14 protein-coding genes are annotated in these 19888 nt (G+C 50.3%); 5 read left to right on the top strand and 9 right to left on the bottom strand.

Translation table 11 applies throughout. The features are described 5' to 3' along the window. Positions 1-306: 306 nt before the first annotated feature. The 3 genes from ACI5FR_RS19585 (at position 307) to ACI5FR_RS19575 (ending at position 1819) form a co-directional block, all read left to right on the top strand. Positions 307-906: a nitroreductase family protein gene (locus ACI5FR_RS19585; RefSeq protein ID WP_405457548.1), complete on the top strand. Its 600-nt coding sequence runs from the start codon at positions 307-309 to the stop codon at positions 904-906. Positions 907-1104: 198 nt separating this feature from the next. Further along, positions 1105-1449, top strand: coding sequence for an MmcQ/YjbR family DNA-binding protein (locus tag ACI5FR_RS19580; RefSeq protein ID WP_405457362.1), 345 nt, complete (start codon positions 1105-1107; stop codon positions 1447-1449). Between the two features lie 148 nt (positions 1450-1597). Further along, positions 1598-1819 carry a helix-turn-helix domain-containing protein gene (locus tag ACI5FR_RS19575; RefSeq protein WP_405457360.1) on the top strand — a complete coding sequence of 74 codons (222 nt, stop codon included), beginning with the start codon at positions 1598-1600 and terminating at the stop codon, positions 1817-1819. A 152-nt stretch (positions 1820-1971) separates the two neighbouring features. Here the strand turns inward: ACI5FR_RS19575 and ACI5FR_RS19570 are convergent, their stop codons facing one another. Both ACI5FR_RS19570 and ACI5FR_RS19565 read right to left on the bottom strand, forming a co-directional pair. Further along, positions 1972-2889, bottom strand: coding sequence for an NADP-dependent oxidoreductase (locus ACI5FR_RS19570; protein ID WP_405457358.1), 918 nt, complete (start codon positions 2887-2889; stop codon positions 1972-1974). A gap of 103 nt (positions 2890-2992) precedes the next feature. Then, a complete protein-coding gene (locus ACI5FR_RS19565) occupies positions 2993-3649 on the bottom strand; it encodes an NAD(P)H-dependent oxidoreductase (RefSeq protein ID WP_405457545.1) in 657 nt (218 codons plus the stop codon). 467 nt (positions 3650-4116) lie between these two features. On the opposite strand from ACI5FR_RS19565, the gene ACI5FR_RS19560 reads away from it, so the two are divergent. Both ACI5FR_RS19560 and ACI5FR_RS19555 read left to right on the top strand, forming a co-directional pair. Further along, complete coding sequence (locus ACI5FR_RS19560) at positions 4117-5643, top strand: redoxin domain-containing protein (RefSeq protein WP_405457355.1); 1527 nt, start codon at positions 4117-4119, stop codon at positions 5641-5643. A 60-nt stretch (positions 5644-5703) separates the two neighbouring features. Beyond that, positions 5704-6405, top strand: coding sequence for a Crp/Fnr family transcriptional regulator (locus ACI5FR_RS19555; protein ID WP_405457353.1), 702 nt, complete (start codon positions 5704-5706; stop codon positions 6403-6405). A 316-nt stretch (positions 6406-6721) separates the two neighbouring features. Here the strand turns inward: ACI5FR_RS19555 and ACI5FR_RS19550 are convergent, their stop codons facing one another. The 7 genes from ACI5FR_RS19550 to ACI5FR_RS19520 all read right to left on the bottom strand — a co-directional run bounded on the left by ACI5FR_RS19550 (position 6722) and on the right by ACI5FR_RS19520 (position 19880). Next, positions 6722-7114, bottom strand: coding sequence for a VOC family protein (locus tag ACI5FR_RS19550; protein WP_405457352.1), 393 nt, complete (start codon positions 7112-7114; stop codon positions 6722-6724). Positions 7115-7889: 775 nt separating this feature from the next. Then, positions 7890-11636 carry a heparinase II/III domain-containing protein gene (locus ACI5FR_RS19545; RefSeq protein ID WP_405457351.1) on the bottom strand — a complete coding sequence of 1249 codons (3747 nt, stop codon included), beginning with the start codon at positions 11634-11636 and terminating at the stop codon, positions 7890-7892. Between the two features lie 627 nt (positions 11637-12263). Then, positions 12264-14336, bottom strand: a complete 2073-nt coding sequence (locus ACI5FR_RS19540) for a hypothetical protein (RefSeq protein WP_405457349.1) — start codon at positions 14334-14336, stop codon at positions 12264-12266. 166 nt (positions 14337-14502) lie between these two features. Beyond that, the gene (locus ACI5FR_RS19535) at positions 14503-17259 is read right to left on the bottom strand and encodes a heparinase II/III domain-containing protein (protein WP_405457346.1); all 2757 of its coding nucleotides are present in this window, start codon (positions 17257-17259) and stop codon (positions 14503-14505) included. Next, entirely contained in the window at positions 17237-18019 is a 783-nt protein-coding gene (locus tag ACI5FR_RS19530; RefSeq protein WP_405457344.1) for a hypothetical protein, read from the bottom strand. Before ACI5FR_RS19530 ends, ACI5FR_RS19535 begins: the two co-directional genes overlap by 23 nt. A 5-nt stretch (positions 18020-18024) precedes the next feature. Further along, positions 18025-18909 (bottom strand): carbohydrate ABC transporter permease, encoded by an 885-nt coding sequence (locus ACI5FR_RS19525; RefSeq protein ID WP_405457343.1) that lies wholly within the window; start codon positions 18907-18909, stop codon positions 18025-18027. An 11-nt stretch (positions 18910-18920) separates the two neighbouring features. Beyond that, positions 18921-19880, bottom strand: a complete 960-nt coding sequence (locus tag ACI5FR_RS19520; protein WP_405457341.1) for an ABC transporter permease — start codon at positions 19878-19880, stop codon at positions 18921-18923. Positions 19881-19888: the final 8 nt, after the last annotated feature.

Below are 19888 nucleotides of genomic sequence, written 5' to 3'. Positions count from 1 at the left end.
AGATGCTGCGACACCGCAAGTCTGAAAATGTCCGCAAATTTTCGTAGCGTGAGTTGCCAATAGCTCGATGATCCGGCGCTGTTGTGCAGCCCTTGACGGCGAAAAAAATGTGACGTATTGTCTTAAATCGCACCTGTTCCCAAATTAAATTAGAACTAAAATTCCCTTACACACTAAAATCGATTCAAGTATGTAATTTACTTCACATAACTTTTTGTTTGTAATGGTTATAATAAATCCCGTGGACGTAGGAACTTGGAACATTGGAAATTAAAAAATATGGTAAGGAGAGGTATCATGGAAACCTTGGAGAAAGATTTATTCACTGCACTACGCGAACGGCGCTCCATTTATGGAATTAGCAAAGAATCACCAATTTCGGATCAAAGTATCCAAGAAATAATCGAGGAAACCGTTAAACATACACCATCGGCGTTTAACAATCAAACTACCCGCATTGTTTTGCTCTTGGGTGAACAACATAACAAGTTATGGGATATTACGACCGAAGTTCTCAAAGCAGACGTTCCTGCCGAACGATTTTCTTCTACTCAGGAAAAAATGAACGGATTTCGGAACGGATACGGTACAGTGCTTTTCTTTGAAGATCAGTCCATTATTGATAGTTTTATGAAACAATATCCATCTTACCAAGAACACTTCCCCATTTGGTCACAGCAAACAAATGGAATGCACCAATTGGTGATCTGGATGGCGCTGGAGGCTGAAGGGCTTGGTGTAAACCTACAGCATTATAATCCATTGATTGATGAACGGGTAAAAGCAGAATGGAAGTTGCCGGAAAGCTGGAAACTGATTGCCCAAATGCCGTTCGGTAAACCGTCTGCCGCAGCAGGTGAAAAGAAATTTACTCCGGTACAAGAACGTATAAAAGTTTTTAAATAAACTTAACCTTGAGGCTGTCTCAATGACAGTCTCTTTGTTTAACAACATGGATATCCCATTTTATGTAAATCATGAACGTCAATTCGTCCATATGTGTTTAAATTTTCCCTTTTCCCTAGTTGAACCCGAATCGTAGAGAGTTTCGAGAAATATTCAGCGTAGACTATACGATTTCATTTATGAAGGAGATGAGCCGGTTTGAAAAATTATTTCATCGAATACTGTCTAAACAAAAAAGGAGCGATTAAGGATTATCCCTTGGGACCCGATCAAGATCCGTTCGCGATAAAAATTGCAGGTAAAATATTCGCTCTTTTTTATGAGGAAAAAGGGTACTTGAACCTAAAATGCGACCCGGTGATTGCGGAAAACTTGAGAGAGCAGCATGAGGACGTTCGACCGGGGTATCATATGAACAAACAGCACTGGAATACGATTATTCTCGAGAGTTCTTTGCCAGAATCGGATATCTTTGCAATGATTGACCACTCTTACGATTTGGTTGTTAAAAGCCTTCCTAAGAGCATCCGGGAGTCTATTTAGTATTACTATTGTTGGATATCTATCATACAAATGTGTTTCCTCATTTTTACATCAACGGCGGCAAGATTGTCGTCTTTACCCATGTCGGGCGGCCAATATCGAAACGATCTTCATCGATCTGTCCCGCATCGCGGGGATGGATCCTCCTGTGCTGCAGCATCTCTTGAATATTTTTCATGACGGATATGCGCTGATCGTTCTGCCTCTTTCGCATCAAGAGATTGCCAGTATGCTCGGTGCTAGCCAGGAAGCGGTCAGTGGCGTGATGAGCAAGCTTGCCAAGGAGGGCGTCGTTAAGACATCACGCATGTCTGTTCAACTTGCTCTTACAATACTTGAAGAAAATATTCCTCGAAACTCTACACATTGACATGCAAAGACCACCGGATTTCCGGTGGTCTTTGCATGTACTTTAAGGACATATGTCGTAAATTGCCATTTAGTTCCCATGTCCGAAGCCGGAAATGACCGGGCCTCGCGGCTGACGATGATCCACGAGGCCCGGTCACTGTCCCGGCGCCCTTACGGACGAACGCAGATGATCGTCTTTCCCTTGATCCGCTCATTAGGGTTGAAGGCCGCGACAGCATCGTCGAGGGCCGCCAAGTTGCCGATGTTCGTCCGCAGCCGACCATCCCGGATCCGCTGGACGATCTCACCCAGTTGCGCGCGATCGGCCTCGACGACGAAATCAACCGCCAAGCCCTCGGCCGGCTGTGCCTCGGGCGGGCCGGCGATGGTGACCAGCATTCCACCGGCGCGAACCAGACCCACGGACCTCTGCCCGATGTCGCCACCGATCACGTCGAAAACCAGATCAACGCCGCCGACGTCTTCCAGCAAGTCGTTGTCGAGGTCGACGAACTCCTGGGCGCCGAAGCCGAGCGCCGTCTGACGATCGGCGGCACGTCCGGTGCCGATGACGTAGGCTCCCGCCTCGCGGGCGAGCTGCGTCACCATCGAGCCGACTCCACCGGCCGAGCCGTGCACGAGGACGCTCTGCCCCGCCTGGAAGCGGCCGTGCACGAATAGTCCCTGCCACGCGGTCAGACCCGAGATCGGTAGGCTCGCTCCCACCGTGAAGTCGATATCGCCCGGCAGCGGCGCGAGGTTGCGTGCCTCGACGGCCACGTACTCCGCGAGGGTGCCGTCGCGCGTCCAGTCCGCGAGCCCGAACACCCGCTGTCCTACCGACAGCCCCCTCGTGCCATAGCCGAGGGCGCTGACCACTCCAGCCACCTCGTGGCCGGGGATCGACGGTGTGCGGTCGCGGCCGAGGCGATCGGTCCAGGTTCCAGGCCACGTCAGCTCGCCTGGGGTGAATCCCGACGCATGAACCTGAACGACGACATCGTTCGCCGCCGCCTTCGGTTCCGGCCGCTCCGCCAGCGTCATCCCGGCCGTTCCTGCGGCCTTATCTGTCACCACAATCGCTTTCATTTGGACACCTCCATGTATAGTCTTCGCCTGCACAGCACGTCGGTCCGCAGACTATTAGTCCCGCCAAAGCTCGGCGTCTTACGACGACAGATGGTACAAAAATTTATTTGACCCACTTCACAACATCATCAAACGGAAGGCGTATTTTCGGTTTCGGCTCTTTTTTGCGATAACCGAAGGCAATCATGACCGAGATGGTAAAGTGTCCGTCCTCCAGCAGCCCTTCCTCGTCCAACAGCTGATTCATTTTCTCAATGTCAAAGCCTTCGATCGGACATGAATCTATGCCGATTTGCGCCGCAGACGTCATCATGTTCGCAAGCGGTATATACGTCTGCTTGATGGCCCAATCAGTAAGAAAGCGTTCATGATCCAGGAGCTTGAAATCATGTCTCTGGAACTCTTCAAAGATTTCAAGATGCCTTGTCAGGTGTTCCTTCGGAACGGCTTTGGACTGCTGCTCCTTCAGGTAGGCGGAGTCATATCTCATATCCAGCGGGGTCCGGACCAGAATAATGACGAAATGGCTGGCCTCCGGCAGTTTGCTGGCCGCTCCATACGAAATGTTTTTTATTTTGTTCCGAAGCTGTTCGTTTTGAACAACAACAAATCTCCACGGCTCAGAGCTAAACGAACTGGGCGAGAGCCGGCCCGTTTCCAAAATAAATTCAAAGTCGTCCTCGGGGATGGTTTTACTAGGATCGAATTCTTTGGTTGCATGCCGAAAACGATGAGCTTCCAAAATTTCTTCCTTGGTCATTGTCACGATATATTCTCTCCTTCTTAACTTATATTTAATAAAGATGCATAGTCGCCACATGTAGAACAGTCGCCTTTGTCTGCCTCATTAATCCGCTTCAGACGCTCGCTCCGCCCACGCATTGACCTCTTCAAGCCGTTTTGTTGTAGGCTTCACGTATCGTGTTCGGTTACATTTTGGTTGCTCATCGTTCTGAAACCTCCAATATCGAATGATGGCTTGATTATAATTCTAGAAAAATTGGAGTTCTGTAATGTAGATTACAGTTCTCCATCATATCTTGAAATACGAAATGCGGAAGAACAATGTAAAGTAGATTACAGACAACGATTCGACCGGCATGTTACTCTGTAAACTAAACCGCCAGGTACCATAGAGTTATCAGTCCATTTTATTTTGTCCTGGATGGCAGGAGTAAATTCGCTCAATTAATAAAGTAAGAATACAAACGTGAAAGGAGAATATGGATGAAGATACTCGTTTTAGGAGGAACAGCGTTTTTCGGTCGCCGGTTAGTCCATTTATTACTCGGGGATGGTCACGATGTGACCATTGCAACAAGAGGTCAGACACCGGATGATTTTCGCGACGCCGTGACCCGAATAAAGGTGGACCGGACGAATCAGGATGCCATGATGGAAGCATTCGGCAATTGTTATTATGATGTCGTTTACGATCAAATCTGCTTTAATCCTCAAGATGCCAAAATTGCCCTGGAAGCGCTTGGAAACCGCGTTAAGCGGTATGTATTAACCTCAAGTATGGCGGTTTATAATAGTAAAGATACCGAAATCACCGAAGACGATTTCACGCCGGAACAACACGTCTATGATTCAGAAGTTGAGAAATATGCTTATGCCGAAGGAAAACGTCAGGCTGAAGCCTATTTCTTCCGGAATGCGACATTTCCCGTCGTTGCGGTTCGCGTAGCCATGGTCGTATCGGGAACCGACGATTATACAGGCCGTTTTGATTACTATGTGAAGCATGTTGCTGAACATAAATCTATCGGCGTGTTGGAAGTCGAGCACCCTATTACTTATGTGACAGCGTGGGATGCGGCCGAATTTCTTAATTTTATCGGAGCCAAATCCGATTTTGTCGGACCAATCAATGCGGCGAATAGCGGTTACTTAAGCATCCAAGAACTCTGTTATGAGATAGGGAACTGCTTGAATACGACCCCGCTGTTTCATGTAGGCCGTCATGAAGAACAAACTTTATCCCCCTACGCCATGTTTCCTTATACTTGGAAGATATTGAATGCCAGAGCAGCAGCTTTAGGATTTCAATTTCCGCCAATTCAAAAATCGATTTCGCTTATGGTCCAGGACAGTGTTTCTAAATGGGAAAGAAGCTTAAAAAAAGAATTTGATGCACTCCAGGCTCAAAACCGTAATATGTCGCCAGATGCCGCGGCGACATTTACCAGATTGCTTCAGGACCTTCGAGATCAAGGTGCAGGCAAAGGACTGAATATCGGAGATAAGGCTCCCGATTTTACCCTGGAAGATGCTACGGGCAAATCCGTCACATTATCTGAAGAACTTGCCAAGGGCCCCGTCATTATCGTTTTCTATCGGGGTGAATGGTGTCCGTACTGCAATTTGCAATTGAAGGCCTATGAGCGCATCATGAATGAGATTAAAGCTGTCGGTGCTCAATTGATTGCCATTAGCCCGCAAACACCTGATCATACACTTTCCATGAAAGAAAAACATGAACTGAGCTACTTCGTCCTTAGCGATGCGAACAACAAAACTGCGGAAAACTACAATCTTAAATACAAGCTGCCTGACTTTATGCAAGCCATTCAGAAAAAATCTGGAATTGAGCTACATCAATATAACGGTGACCATACATTTGAGCTTCCTGTCACAGCCACATATATTATCGATAAAAAAGGAACCGTCATAGCCGGTGCTTCAGATTTAAACCATAGAACGCGGATGGAACCGTCCGAAGCCTTAAAAAAGGTCCGTTCGTTGCAATAATGTTATTGCAACGAACGCCCAATGACTTGCCAAAATTATTTAGGAGGACCGATATATCCGATGAACAAGCTTTGGTATTTATCGCAAATAAGTATTTTTGAAGAAATGACACGAGAAGAAATGAGAGAGATTGATCAGCTAGATACCATCCATCATTTCAATTGGATCACAAAAAACACATTGGTCCAAACCCCGGAGTCCGCGCGCGAGGGACTCTATTTTGTCAAGGAGGGCAAGCTTAGACTCTATAAACTGAACGACAGCGGAAAACAATTCACGCTTGGCATTCTCACAAGAGGAAATATATTCGGTGAGTTAAATTCATTCTCGTTCGGAACCAGGAAGGTTTATATTGAAACGATGGAATCGTCGCTTCTTTGCACGATGTCCGAGCCTCAGTTCGAACGGCTGATGATCAATCGGCCTCAGCTTGCGCTCAAATTTCTTAAAGCACTCAGTGACCGGTTAAAGGAGCGGGAGGATCAATTGGAACAGCTTGCGCTTCATGGTCTTAGAAAACGCGTGCTCCATCTCCTTTCCACACTGAGCGCCAAATTCGGCGTCATTCAAGACGGATATGCGTTGATTGATCTGTCGCTTTCCCATCAAGAGATTGCCAATATGATCGGTGCTAGCCGCGAAGCGGTCAGTGGCGTGATGAGCGAGCTTGCCAAGGAGGGTGTCGTTAAGATATCACGCCTGTCTGTTCAACTTGCTGTTTCAATACTTGAAGAAAATATTCCTCGAAACTCTACAGAGTGAATCTATAATGTTGGCTGAGATGAAAGCGGGACTTCGTACTTAAGTATCCGATAATATTCCATTTTCATCTAGTTTTTGAGAGAGTTGTAACAAAGCATGGTCTGTCAGTTAAATACTATATGGTAGAGTTCATAGAATCGATTGGATGAGAGTTTAATCATTTGCCTATTTTTCAAGTACCTACTTTCGAAGCAAAAAAATACTAAACCATTTCACAGATTCGGATGTGAAGCTTTTCCCTTGTGACGTAAACGTAACATGGTCGATGAACACATCATCTAATGTGCCAGCAACCTTTCCTGCCATTGTTGTTACGTTAATCTTTTGACCCTTGCCATATCTTGATTTTATTTCCGTCTGGATCACAGAAATCAAATTCTTTAAACCAACTATGTACAATCAAATCGCCAATACTAACTCCTAACGTACGTAAATGCTCGTACAACGCATCAATATCGGATGTACGAAAACAAACAAAAGGCATCACATAGCTGTCACCATTTTCAAACCACTGGTTTGTTTGAAATGATAATACCTGCTCATCTAACCGCTCACGAAGAAATATTTCCTGCCTGCCGGCAAGTAAATAATCTCCACCACGTTCCATTCCAAGGTGCTCAACATACCATTCTTCGGACTTCTTTCTGTTTGTTACAGGGATATAGACACCATCGATCCCCAACAATTTAGCTCTGTTTTCTTTCTCCATAACGAACCTCCTCACATGAGTAATGCTTAAAGACTAATTCCAGATATTTAAGTACGAAACAGAATATCAATAGCCCCATCTACAAATCCAATTTCGATTGCAGAACCACTTTGAGGATGTTTGCATACTCTCCTTCTCTAAGATAACGTTCCACTAACATCGTAATGTAATCTAGACCCTGTTCCCAATGTTGTATATCTTCTATTCTTTTTATATTGCAAATATCCTCTTGTGAAGTAAAATAGTCGGTACAAGCCCAATAAGTCCTTTTAAACGGACCTCATTCCGTTCCCCCGGACATTACGCCCCGTATCCCCGGGCATTCCACCTCTATTAACAAGACATTTCCCACCAAAATAGTGCTTCTCTTTTCCAGCAGCACGCTCGACATCCTTCGTTCAAAGGTTTCAAGCCGGGCCACTGCGTTCTGGTAATCGACTGCGCTGTTCTTCACCTTACCGTACCGGAATCCACTCGGCGCACCGTTTGTCGGAATAATCCGCTGCCGGAGGAGATAGAACCAGTATGCAGCTCTCTCAATTGGGTCAGTAGGCGTGGGGCGCCTTAACCGGCCCGACTCTCCTCGAACAAAGATTGCGAAAGGTGGGGTGCGGATATGTCTAGTCAACAGTACAAACGCGGAGACATTTATAGGCTTTCTGCTAGAAAAGTCTGTCGTTTACGCCTCCCCGTTCATATTAAAGGTCTTAGCTAGACCTTACCAAAAAAAACCGCGAGATGCAGAAGGTCTGCGCCTCGCGGTTTTCCGGCTGTCTTATTTCACGGTAATTTGTACGCTTCCCGAACGATGAACCCCATTCACTTCCACGTTTGTGGATACTACGGTCGAGCCGGCATTGTGCGCTTTTAGCAAGTTTTTGCCGTTTACGTTCGCAACGCTTTCGGCGTCGATGTCGTACTTGAAGTTATACCCCGCCAAGTCAACCCGGGTTCCATCCGCGTAATAGCCTTGAACATCAAGCTGCACCGTTTCGTTCTTATCCAGCTCCGTCTTCGGAACGGCAATTGTCACCTCGGAAAGCCACAATTGCTGCCTGTCGAGCGGGATCACGAACGAGCTGCCTTCCGCGACATCATACACAAAGCCTTTGAACAAATCATTAGGGTCCGCGTACGATCGGATGAGCGTAATGTCGCCCAGATCCAGCTCGTACCGGTCATTCCCCAGTGCCTTAACAGCCTTAATGAGATACGTGGCATTGCGTTGACCGTCGTTCTGCACATAAATCGACGTGCCGATCAAGCTGCCTGGGTCCGTGCCGTGCATGTTCATCTGTACCGTGAGCTTGTTTTGAAGCGATAATTCTTTTGTAAAATCGACGATTGTGCCCTGTAGTCTCGCGAGACCCGCACTTTCGTGAGGCGAGCCGATTTTTCCGATATACGCCCCGTCGTTGATGTAAGTGAATACCGGCTGCCCGTCTTTCTCGGAATAAACCCCGAACGAGCCTTGGAACCGGATTTTGCCGTCCACAATATAGGCAGAATCCGAATTCAAGGAGCTGATAACATAGTCGATGCGCCCGTCGGCAAGCGAAACCTTGACCGCTTTCACATCGTAAACGCTCGAAGTTACGGTTCCCTCGGCTGCTGCGACCGCTGCTTCTTCGATGCCCGTTATAAAGCGGTTGTCTTTGTACGGCTCGATTACGGACGTAAAGCTGCTGTTCAGGTTCTCCCCGCTCCGGTGAGCCACGACATACTTGATCAGATCCGGATTGCCCGGATTGTTTCGCGGCGGCACCCCGTCGGCGAGCGCTACGTCCTCAACATCGCCCAGCATCGTCAAACGAACGTGAACGTCGGGATCTACCGGATGAACGTCCCATGTATCGACAATATCGTAGTCGACGCTGAACGTTGCGGAAGGCGCCGAATCGCGTTCCACATTTTTCAGCCAATGGAAGCCAGGCCCGGTATAGCCGGAGCCGGCCACACTGTCGTTTGCCGGGCGCTGTCCGAATTCCACGTCGGCACCTGCATAAGTGCCAGTCGGCTGAGGCGTCAGACTGAGACCCTCCGTCGTAACCGGGCCTTCTGCCGCATGGAAGCTGAAGTGGTGATCGCTTCCGCCTTTTACCCTAAAGAAATCCACGACATACGAATTCGCTTCATCCACATGAATCATGGCTGACGTTCGTTTATAAAGTTGCGTTTGCGGGTATACGCCTGGCGCCTCTACGTCGATCAGCTTCACCAGGGAACTATCATCGTAATGCGTCGGCGTTCCGTCCCATTGGACCTTTTGTTTTTGCTTATCGACCATCACCGTATTGTGGCTGATCGTATTCAGCATCCATTCTTGCCGGTGCGGATCGACGGCGTTTGCGCTTTCGGGATACCCCAGATCGGGTGCAAGATCCAGACCGAAGCCATAGAGACCGAGGTTCAGCTTATCTTTATGCCCGTGTCCGCCGTTCCGGCCATAATAAAGCCACATCCCCCGTCGATTGTCCGCTTCTTCCGCAACCTTGCCGTCGCGCAGGCCTGCAAAGCCGTATCCGGTTAAATGAGTACTGCCCAGCTCGAGCGGACCGTATTGCTGAATGACCGCTTGGATATCGCGTGCAATTTTATGGGGATCGGACGTATAAACGTCAGAATGGATGTCGTCCGTCTTGTTTCCGTTCAGCATATAAGCGAGCTGGGCGTAGATTGGATCGCCGAACTGCTCGAACGCTTTAATCGACTGCGCTTTATCGGCGAAGATGCCTCTATTCCCCGTCGCACCGCTGTCTCCGATGGAAGGCGTATATTTTCCGATCATAATCAGCGGATACATCGCCTGAAACATTTTACGGAATTTCACATTCTGATAAAGGTCGGCCACCGGATATTTATCGTAGCCCTGGAGGGTGTCGGCCACCTGCAGAAACGTACCCAGCCATTGACGGTTATAGCCTGGCGCCGATTCGTTTCCGTGTCCATCCCGGTCCACATCGTTGACCATGCTGAAGAGGACATTTCCGCCCGTCACCCGTCGTGGGATGGTGCCGATAAATCCACCGGATTGGAAAGTATAATCCAGCCATTGCTTTGTTTCCGGCATCGTATCGTGAACAACGGCCGCCATCGCGAGCGCGCTTTGATGGAATCCGTTATTGCCGCGAATCTGATCCCAGTACATCCCCGGCTGAACTTGGCGCAAAATACCATCCTCGATATTGCGGCGGATTTCCGCACTGCTGTTTTTCAGCGGTAAGCTATACTGCTGCCCCTTGGCTTTAAGGAATTCGATGACCTCCGGATCGTCAAACGCCGTAAAAAAAGCATCGTAAGCGCTAATGAATGTTTTCACCAAACCGGTTTCCCAGATGGAGCCCACGGCTTTTCCGTCTCCGGTTCCGCCATGTGAGTTCACATAAACACTACTGCTAAATTCGGCGGTGTCCAAGGCGGGATAAACGTCGGCTACGCGGTCCAAAATAACCGCCCCGGCCTTCGCGTACTTCTCATCCCCGGTAAACACGTAAGCTTTTTGCAGCTGGTCCAGGGCACCTTGAACGTTTGCTATTCCGCCTGACCCGTTGGTCCAAGCAAACCAATGCGCAAAGTAAGCTACAAACGTGTAACGGGTGTTTGTTGCCGGATCGACCCAGCCGTACCCGTCGTCCACACCCCAAGTCGGGCCCTTTTCGGGGTAAAGCGTATTGACAAGGAGGCTCCGGTCGGCCAGTGCCGGAATAAAATTGCCGTGCTCGTCCAACCCGCTTTTATAATACGCCGCGAAATCGTTCGTCGGAAACTTATAGCCGCTTGCGGGATCTATAATTTTCCAAGGTTCATTGAGCGGGTCAGCCCTCCACGGGTAATTCCCATAGGTCTTCAAATCGCCGGATACCGGACTGAAGTTTCCCTTCAGCTGATTTACGTTGTAGGAACGCGGAACGTATTGGGTCGGCACGGAATTCCACAGTTCCTCAAAGCTGCGCGCTGCATATGCATTCGCTTTCTCCATTGCCGCGTCTCGCTGAGCGGCTGCCCAGTCGTACAGCTCAACGTTCTGGCGTGCTGCCTGGACCTTCTGCTCCGTATAGTACGTTCTGCGTGTCTTGCTGTTCGTGATGGAGCCAAGATCGGTAAGAACAAGACGCGACGGATACATCACGGTTCCCGTCCCATTACCGTTCGCGTTTCCTTTCGCTTTGACGGTAAGCGTTACTGTATGACGCCCCGCCGCAAGCGGCAACTGGTGGATAAAAAGGTCTGGCCTCGGGTACTGCCCGTTCATGCTGTAAAAGCTATACTGGCCGTAGACAGATCCATCAATGGAAACATCAGCGGTACCGCCATGCTTTGCTGTCATCCCGCCGAGCAGAATTCGGTAAGTGCCGGCATTGTCCACGGCAAATTCGAACGTTCTGGATGCGGCAATTAAGGTGGACTGGATTTTAACCCCCGTGGGTTCAGCCGTTACAACCGGTGCCGAGATCGGATCGCCGATAAGAGAAACGGAATGGCCTGAAGTGGCTCCGAAACGATACACCGTAGTATCCGGCATAACGAACGGTTCTTCCGGATCCGCACTAGCAGTTTCCAAAGCAGCTGTCGAAAATAAGGAAAAAATCAGCAGCAAGCATAATGTCGTCGAAAGCGGGCGTTTAAAAAATAGACTCATACTTCTCATCCTCCCGTCTTAGATCTTAGAGATTAGTTGAAATCACGCAACGTTTTAAATTCCCCTCACCCCCTTTCCTTAGTCCGTCAGTGTTTTGAAAGTGCTTATTCTTTTTAACGATCCGATCTTGGAGCCTTTCACAAAATATTATTGAAGAAACAGGTAGACGCATAGGTTCGGCAAGGTCGCCACCATAATGACCCCCACTTTTAACTGCTCCGGAATAGCGGGAATAGAGATGTCGATTGCACCTCCGGCCATACCGACCTCACTCTGCACATTGCCGGTTATGAGCAGGTTCCGCAGCACGACATGAAGTGGATACAGATCTTTGTTAATGTAGATGATGGCCTTTCATTTGGAGTATCTTGTTTGCGACATTGTCGACCCTGTGCGTCTACCAATTTCTGAAGAAACTTTTCGTGAAAGGTTCGATGATCGGAACTGTGAAGGAACTAAAAGTTGGACGGGATCTAATTTCGACTCCCGTCCAGCGTATTGGCATCGGTTTTACCACGCGTCTCCCTGACGTTTGACGACGACGTTGTCGAAGTACGTTTTGCCGTTGACAGCAATGTTATTATGTCCCAGGTATACCTTGAGGACGTGGTTCGTTACACTCGGAGCGGTGAAGGTGAACGTGTACGGCTGCCACGAGGTACTGGTGAACGTCACGCTGCCTAGCGTCGTGCCGGTCGTCTCGTCGTACACCCATACTTTGCCGCCGGCGCCCGAGCCGTCCGTCTTGCCGTCGAATGTGACGACGTACGTCGCGGAAGCGACTTCCTCTTCCCACCGCTGATACACCGTTTGGGGAGTCGACCCGTTCGATACGAGTGTCATACCGTATGCGCCGGTCGACTTGTTCGCCGAGTCCTGATACGCCGTCGCGGATGTCGATCCGACGCGCGTCCACCGTGACGGAAGAGTGCTGTCCGCACTGGAATCGAGCTCGAATCCCTGGTTGACGAGCTTGACCGGGTCCCACTTCATAATTTCCGTCAACGTCAACGCCTCTACGGCGTGAACGGACGACGATCCCATATTATAGCCGTTATATTGCCGAGCGGCGGCCACCCAGGCGTTGTTGTTGAATTGGGCAAGATTGACAAAGCCGAAGATCATTTTCGTATCGCCGTAGTTCCCCGACAAACCGTCCACCTTGTCGTCGACGAGCGACGACGACGTGGAGCCGTTCCACATAACGTCGACGAACGTGCTCGTAAACTTGTCCATATCGGTTCCGCCAAAGACAAGTCCGTGATTGAACATGCCGAGCGCGGAGACGACGTCCAAGTCACCGTGGGACGTATCCTCAATACCTGGCGACGGCCATTCGGCATAGTACCAATTGTAAGCGGAATTGCTGTTTTGCAGGAAGAGGTTGTTCTTCCAGTACGTGTTCATCCGCTTCGACTTGTCCAGATAAGAGGCGTTCGCGTTCACATCGTACATCGTCAGCAGCAGGTCGCTCATCGAGAGCATCATGTTGTACGGGAGCGGGTTGACGTTGCCCGGCAGCGAATCGAAGTTCGGCGGCTCCTTGTAATAGCCTTCCGTCGTGCCGACGTTCACCCACGTATTGCCGATAAAGCTGCTGCTCTCCCACTTCGGCACGATCTCGTTCTCGATGAAGCTCTGGTACGTATTCGCTTTGCTTAGGTAAGCCGCTTGCAGAGACGGCGTCTGCTTGACGGTGCGGATGAACTGGGCGACGGGCACCATCAGATTGCTCTCGTGAACCATATACGGGTAATAAGGGGCGACACTTGCTGCATCGAAGTACGCCCAACCGTCGGCAACCGTATAATCATTATGCTGAAAATGCACCTGCAGCGTCTGCCCGGCGACGGACGGGGCCTTGAACCGGAGCGTGAACACTTGGAACGTCGTGTTGTCCACGACGGCGCTTGCCAGAACGGTACCGGTCGTCGCGTTGTACACGATCGCTTTGCCTTTGGCCGCCGATCCGTTCGTCCTTCCGGCGAAAATGAACGTATACGGAGCATTCGGCACATAAGTCGGCAGCGTCTGAGTCATTTTCTGCCAGCCGGCGGACGGGTTTGTCTTCAAGGCGATCCCGTACGTGCCTGAGTAAGCGGCGCTTCCGCTTCCCCGATAAGCAGTCGCACTAGTGGACTGAAATCTTGTCCAGCCGGCCGGCAGCAGCTGGTCGCCGGAAGCCGCCGTCTCGAAGCCGCCGTTCGTGACCAGCTGCACGCCTGCATAAGCGCCGGTGCCCCAGCCGAGGTACCCGTCGCCGTCGATGTCGGTCGCGGTGGAGATAACCGAATCCGTATGGTCGACGATCTTATCGAGCCAGCTCGTATCGTGCGTCAAATCATACATATTCATATAGCTCTTGAGCACGTAGCCTTCCCACCAGCCCAGGTTCTCGGAGTACGGATTCGTCTTGATGTCGTCGATCTTGGTCGCGTTTACCGACTCCCAGGAAATGAACTTATCGTACCACGGATTGTTCGAAGCCATAGCAGGAGTCGCAGCGGCTACCAGCATAAAGATGGCGATTGCGGAGCATGCCGAGACAATCAGCCCTATCTTGATCATTCTGCTGATGAACATGATTGACATCCACCTCCTCTGATTAATAAAATTGCCTCTATTTCGGTTCTCGCTCCATCCTTTCAGGGTGGCCCCCGAGGCTTGAGGGCCTTGCCGAAAGCGTTTACAGCACGTTCTACAATTCCGTGAAAGCGGACTCTCTTTTCTTTAAGCTCACCTCCTTTACCTAGGATTGCCATTGCTGCTCTCTGGCCAGAGGAATTGTGAAGGCGCTGCCTGCGGCCACATCATAAATGTATCCTTTACGCGAATCGTTCGAATCGGCATAGGCTCGAATCAGTGTTATGTCGCCAAGATCAAGTTCATATACTTTCTCCCCGATAGCGGCAGCGCCCTTGATCATGTAAGCGGCGTTGCGCTTACCGTCGTTCTGAACGTAAATGGATGCGCCGATCAAGCTGTCCGAATTCAGTCCCTGCAAGTCAAGCTCCACGGTAAGCGAATTATGCAGCGACAGCTCTTTCGTGAAATCCACGACGGTGCCTTGTAGGCGGCTGACGCCAGCGCTAGCACTCGATGAGCCGATATTGCCGATATAAGCGCCATCGTTGATATAGGTAAATAAGGGCTTGCCATCTTTTTCAGAATAGAGGCCGAATGCCCCTTCGAATCGGATTTTACCGTCGATGATATAAGCCGCGTCCGGGTACAGAGAGGAGAAAATGTAATCGGTTCGACCGTTATGAAGCCGGACTTTAACCGCACGCACATCGTTCAAGCCCGGCTCAGCCATCCGATTAGCCGCGGTTACCTCCGCCGCTTCGATACTTCGGATGAAAGGCCGGTTCTTATAAGGCTCGATGATAGACGTAAAGATGCTATTCAAGTTTTCCCCGCAACGATGAACGATGACATATTTTAGGCTTTTCGGATTCCGCGCAATGTTTTGCGGCGGTACCCCATCCGCCAGCGCTACATCGTCCACAGCGCCGATCATCGTGAGACGCAAATGAACGTCCGGGTCAACAGGGTGGACGTCCCATGTGTCCACAACCGCATAATCTACGCTAAATATTGCGGAAGGAGCATTGTCACGTTCGACGTTTTTGAGCCAGTGAAAGCCGGGGCCGGTATAACCGCTGGCGTGTACGCTATCGTTTGCCGGGCGTTTCCCGAACTCGACTTCCGGTCCCGCATATGTGCCCGTCGGCTGAGCGGTCAAATTCAACCCTTCTGTGATAACGGGTCCTTCGGCCGCATGGAAGCTGAAGTGGTGCTCGTTCCCTCCTTTGACACGGAAAAAATCGATCACGTACGAATTTGCAGCGTCAACGCGTACCATAGCGGAAGTGCGTTTGTATAGCCTCGTTTGCGGGTAAACCTCCGGCGCTTCAACATCGATCAGCTTGACTAAGGAGCAGTCGTCGTAATGCTTCGGCGTGCCGTCCCACTGCACCGATTGCATAGTCCTATCGACCATCACCGTATTATGACTGATCGTATTCAGCTGCCATTCGTACCGGTTTGCGTCGAACGCGTTCGCAGATTCCGGATATCCCAAGTCCGGAGCAAGATCGAGACCGAAGCCGTAAAGGCCAAGGTTCAACTTATCGCGATGCCCATGGCGGTCGTTGTAGCCATAATAGAGCCACAATGCCCGTCTCTTGTCGGATGCTTCGTCAATCTCGCCGTCGCGCAGACCGGCGAAGCCGTAACCGGTCAAATTGACGCTTTTCAGATCAAGCAGACCATACTGTTGCATGACCGCCTCAATATCACGGGCCACTTTGTTCGGATCGAGTGTAAAAACGTCAGAATGGATGCCCTCTGTCGTGTCTCCGTTCAGCATGTAAGCCAATTGAGCATAAAAGGGATCGCCAAAACGTTCGAACGCCAGGATCGACTGGTGCTTGCCGGCCATAATTGCCGGCATTCCCGTTGCTCCACTGTCCCCGATGGAAGGCGTATATTTGCCAAGCATAATCAGCGGGTACATCGCTTGGAACATTTTACGGAACTTCACGTTCTCATAAAGATCCGCTGCCGGGTATTTGTCGTATCCTCTTAACATTTCCGCCAAAATCAAGTAGGTGCTCAGCCATAGCCGGTTATACGCCGGAGCAGCTTCGTTGCCATGACCGTCCCGGTCCACATCGTTGACCATAGTGAACGAAACATTCCCGCCCGTTATTTGCCGCGGAATGCGACTGATATTCTCACCGTATTTAAAGGTGAAATCAAGCCATTGCATCGTTTCCGGCATCGTGTCATGCACGACGGCCGCCATCGCCAGAGCGCTTTGGTGAAAACCGTTATTGCCGGCGATTTGGTGCCACAAAACCCCCGGCTGAACCTGGCGTAAAATGCCGTCTTCTATGTTGCGGCGGATCTCTGTGCCATTATTTTTAAGTGGAAGGTCGAATTGCCGCCCCTTCAATTGCAGAAAGCCGACCACTTCCGGATCGTCGAACGCTGTAAAGAACGCATCGTAAGCGCTGATTAACACTTTCACCAGTCCCGTTTCCCATATGGAACCGAGCGCTTTCCCGTCGCCGGAGCCTCCGTGGGAGTTAACGTAGGTGGCCTTGTCGAACTCCGCCGTATCCATGGCAGGATATACGTCGGCGACACGATCCAGAATGATCGCGCCGGCATTCGCATACTTATCGTCACCGGTATAGATGTAAGCGTTCTGCAAGTAACTAAGAGCCCCTTGAACGTGTGAGAGCGAGGCGCTACTGCCGCTCCAAGAGAACCAATGGGCGTAGTAGGCGATAAACGTATAGATCGTATCCGTTTCCGGATCGAACCAGCCGTACCCGTCATCTACGCCCCATGTCGGACCTTTCTCCGGATAGAGTGTATTGACAAGCAGACCACGGTCAGCCAATGCCGGGTAGAAGTTGCCGTGTTCATTCAGTCCGCTCCGGTAATACGCGCCGAAATCGTTCGTAGGGAATTTATAGCCGCTGGGCCGGATCAACGATCTTCCACGGCTCGTTCAGCGGATCCGCCTTCCACGGATAGTTGCCATACTGCTTCAGATCGCCGGAGACCGGGCTTAAATTGCCCTTCAATTGGTTGACATTATAACTGCGCGGAACGTATTGTGACGGAATAAAATGCCAGAGCCTCTCATAACCGAGCGCCACGTATTGATCCGCTATCATCAGCACCTCATTGCAGAGTGCCGCCGCCCAATCGTATTGCTGCACGTTTTGCCGGGCCGCTGCCATCTTGGCATCCGTTATGTATGTTCTGCGCGTCTTGCTGCTTGTAACGGCCTCGAGATCGATTAGTACCAGCCGTACTGGATACATTGCCGTGCCCTCTCCGGTACCGTACGCGTTTCCTTTCGCTCTAACTGTCAACACAATGGTATGGTTGCCCGCTGCCAATTCAAGCTGCCGGATAAACAGGTCCGATCTCGGATATTGGCCGTTGATGCTGTAGAAGCTGTACTGGCCGTAATGGGTTCCGTCTATCCGGATGTCGGCGGTACCGCCATCGGCGGCCGTCATGCCTCCCAGCTTGATCGCGAACCATCCCGCTATCGGCACTTCGAACTCGAACGTACGAGAAGCGTCCGTCAGTGTTGAATGAATCCTCACTCCGTATGTCTCTGTCGTCACCGCGGGCGCCGCTTCCGGGTCGCCGATGAGTGTTACGTCCCGACCGGTCGAAACGTTTCCGAAACGGTAAACGGTCGTATCGGGCATCACAAATTGTTCTTCCGGACCCATCAGCATTACCCCTTTACAGCACCGACGAACTGCCCTTTGATAAAGTACTTTTGCACAAACGGATAAATGACGATGATCGGAAGGACGGTAATCATTACCGCCGCCATCTTCAAATTTTCCGGCGTAATCGGTATTTCGCCGCGTGCCATTTCCATACCCGTTTCATTGTTGACCAACTGTGCGTTAATCAAAATTTCACGCAGCTGGTATTGAAGTGTCCACAGATCTTTATCCCGGATGTACAATGCCACCCCGAACCACATATTCCAGTGGGCGACGGCGCTGAATATCGTGAATGCCATCGACATCGGGAGGACCATCGGCACGATGATTCGGAACAGCATGGCAAATTCATTCGCCCCATCGACCTCTGCGGCGTCCAACAGCTCCCGGGGCAGCTGATCGATCGTATTTTTATATACGATAATATAAAACGTGTTTGCGATGCCCGGCAGGATGAGCGCCCAGTACGAGTTTTGCAGCCCCATTCCGGTAACGAGCAAATAAGTAGGAATCAAGCCGCCGCCGAAGTACATCGTAATAAGGAGGAAGACGAACACGGTCCGCTTGCCGATCAAATCTTTATGCGAGAGTGCATAAGCTGCCGCAAGCGAAACGACGATATCGAGAATCGTATTCACGACAGTCAAAAAAACCGTATTGACTGCCGAGCGCATAAATGTCGTATTGTTAACCAATTTGTGGTAGGCATCAAGCTGAAATCCGACCGGCCATAACCGCACCTGGCCCCCGATTACCGCATCTGCGCTGCTAAGCGAGATGGCGATGGCGTTGAGGAAAGGCGCGAGAATCGAGAGGCCGAAAAGGACGAACAACGTATAGTTAAAAATGTTGAATGCTGTTCGCGACGGCGTATTGTAACGTTGCATCTCGGCCTCCCTCAGTATAAACCGTAACCGGCTATTTTTTTGGAAATATAGTTCGATGTGAGAAGCAGGACGAAGCCGATGACGCTTTGCACAAATCCGATCGCGGCCGTCAGGCTGTATTGGGCCTGCTGCAGACCGACCCGGTACACGTACGTGCTGATCACATCGGACACTTCGTAAACGAGCGGGTTTTGCAGCAAGAAAATCCGGTCGAAATCGATGCCGAAGATGCTCGCCAGCCTCAGCAGGAACAGCAGCGTGATGAGCGGCATCATATGAGGTATCGTGATCACGAAAGCTTGCCGGAATCGGCCGGCCCCATCGATCCAAGCGGCCTCATACAGGTGCGAGTCAATGCTGGCGATGGTGGCGAAATATAAAATCGCCGACCACCCGACTCCTTTCCATATTTCGGCACCAACCAAAATACCCCGAAATATGCTTTCCTCGGTCATAAAATAGATCGGATCGATCCCGAACCAGCCTAAAAACACATTGACGAGTCCGTTCTCCGGGGACAACACCTGATAGAAAATACCGGAAACGACCACCCACGATAAAAAATGGGGCAAATAGGAAATCGTTTGCATCACGCGTTTGAATACTCGGCTGTATAGTTCATTGGCCAGCAGTGCGAACACGATCGGTGCAGTGAATGCGAAAACGATTTCGTAAAAATTAAGCAGGAGCGTATTCCTCATTACCTGCCAAAACTTCTCGTCCTGCAAAAAATAGGCGAAGTGCTTGAAGCCGACCCAATCGCTGCGAAACGGCCCTTTAAAAATCGAGTAATCCTGAAAAGCGATCGAAATGCCGTACATCGGGATGTATTTGAAAATCAAATAAGTAAGCAGCGTCGGCGCAAGCAAAATGTACAAATACACATTTTTGATCAGCTTCGCTTTTCGCTTGCTTTTCTTGAGCGCGGCCGCCGGAATCATGGATTCCGGGGCCGCCGTTTGGGTCGTCAAGTTCGTTC

The organism is Paenibacillus sp. HJGM_3 (genome assembly GCF_045062745.1).
Taxonomy (GTDB): Bacteria; Bacillota; Bacilli; order Paenibacillales; family NBRC-103111; genus Paenibacillus_AA.
The sequence above is the reverse complement of the archived record's forward strand: the minus strand, read 5'-3'. Positions and strand labels throughout refer to the sequence as shown.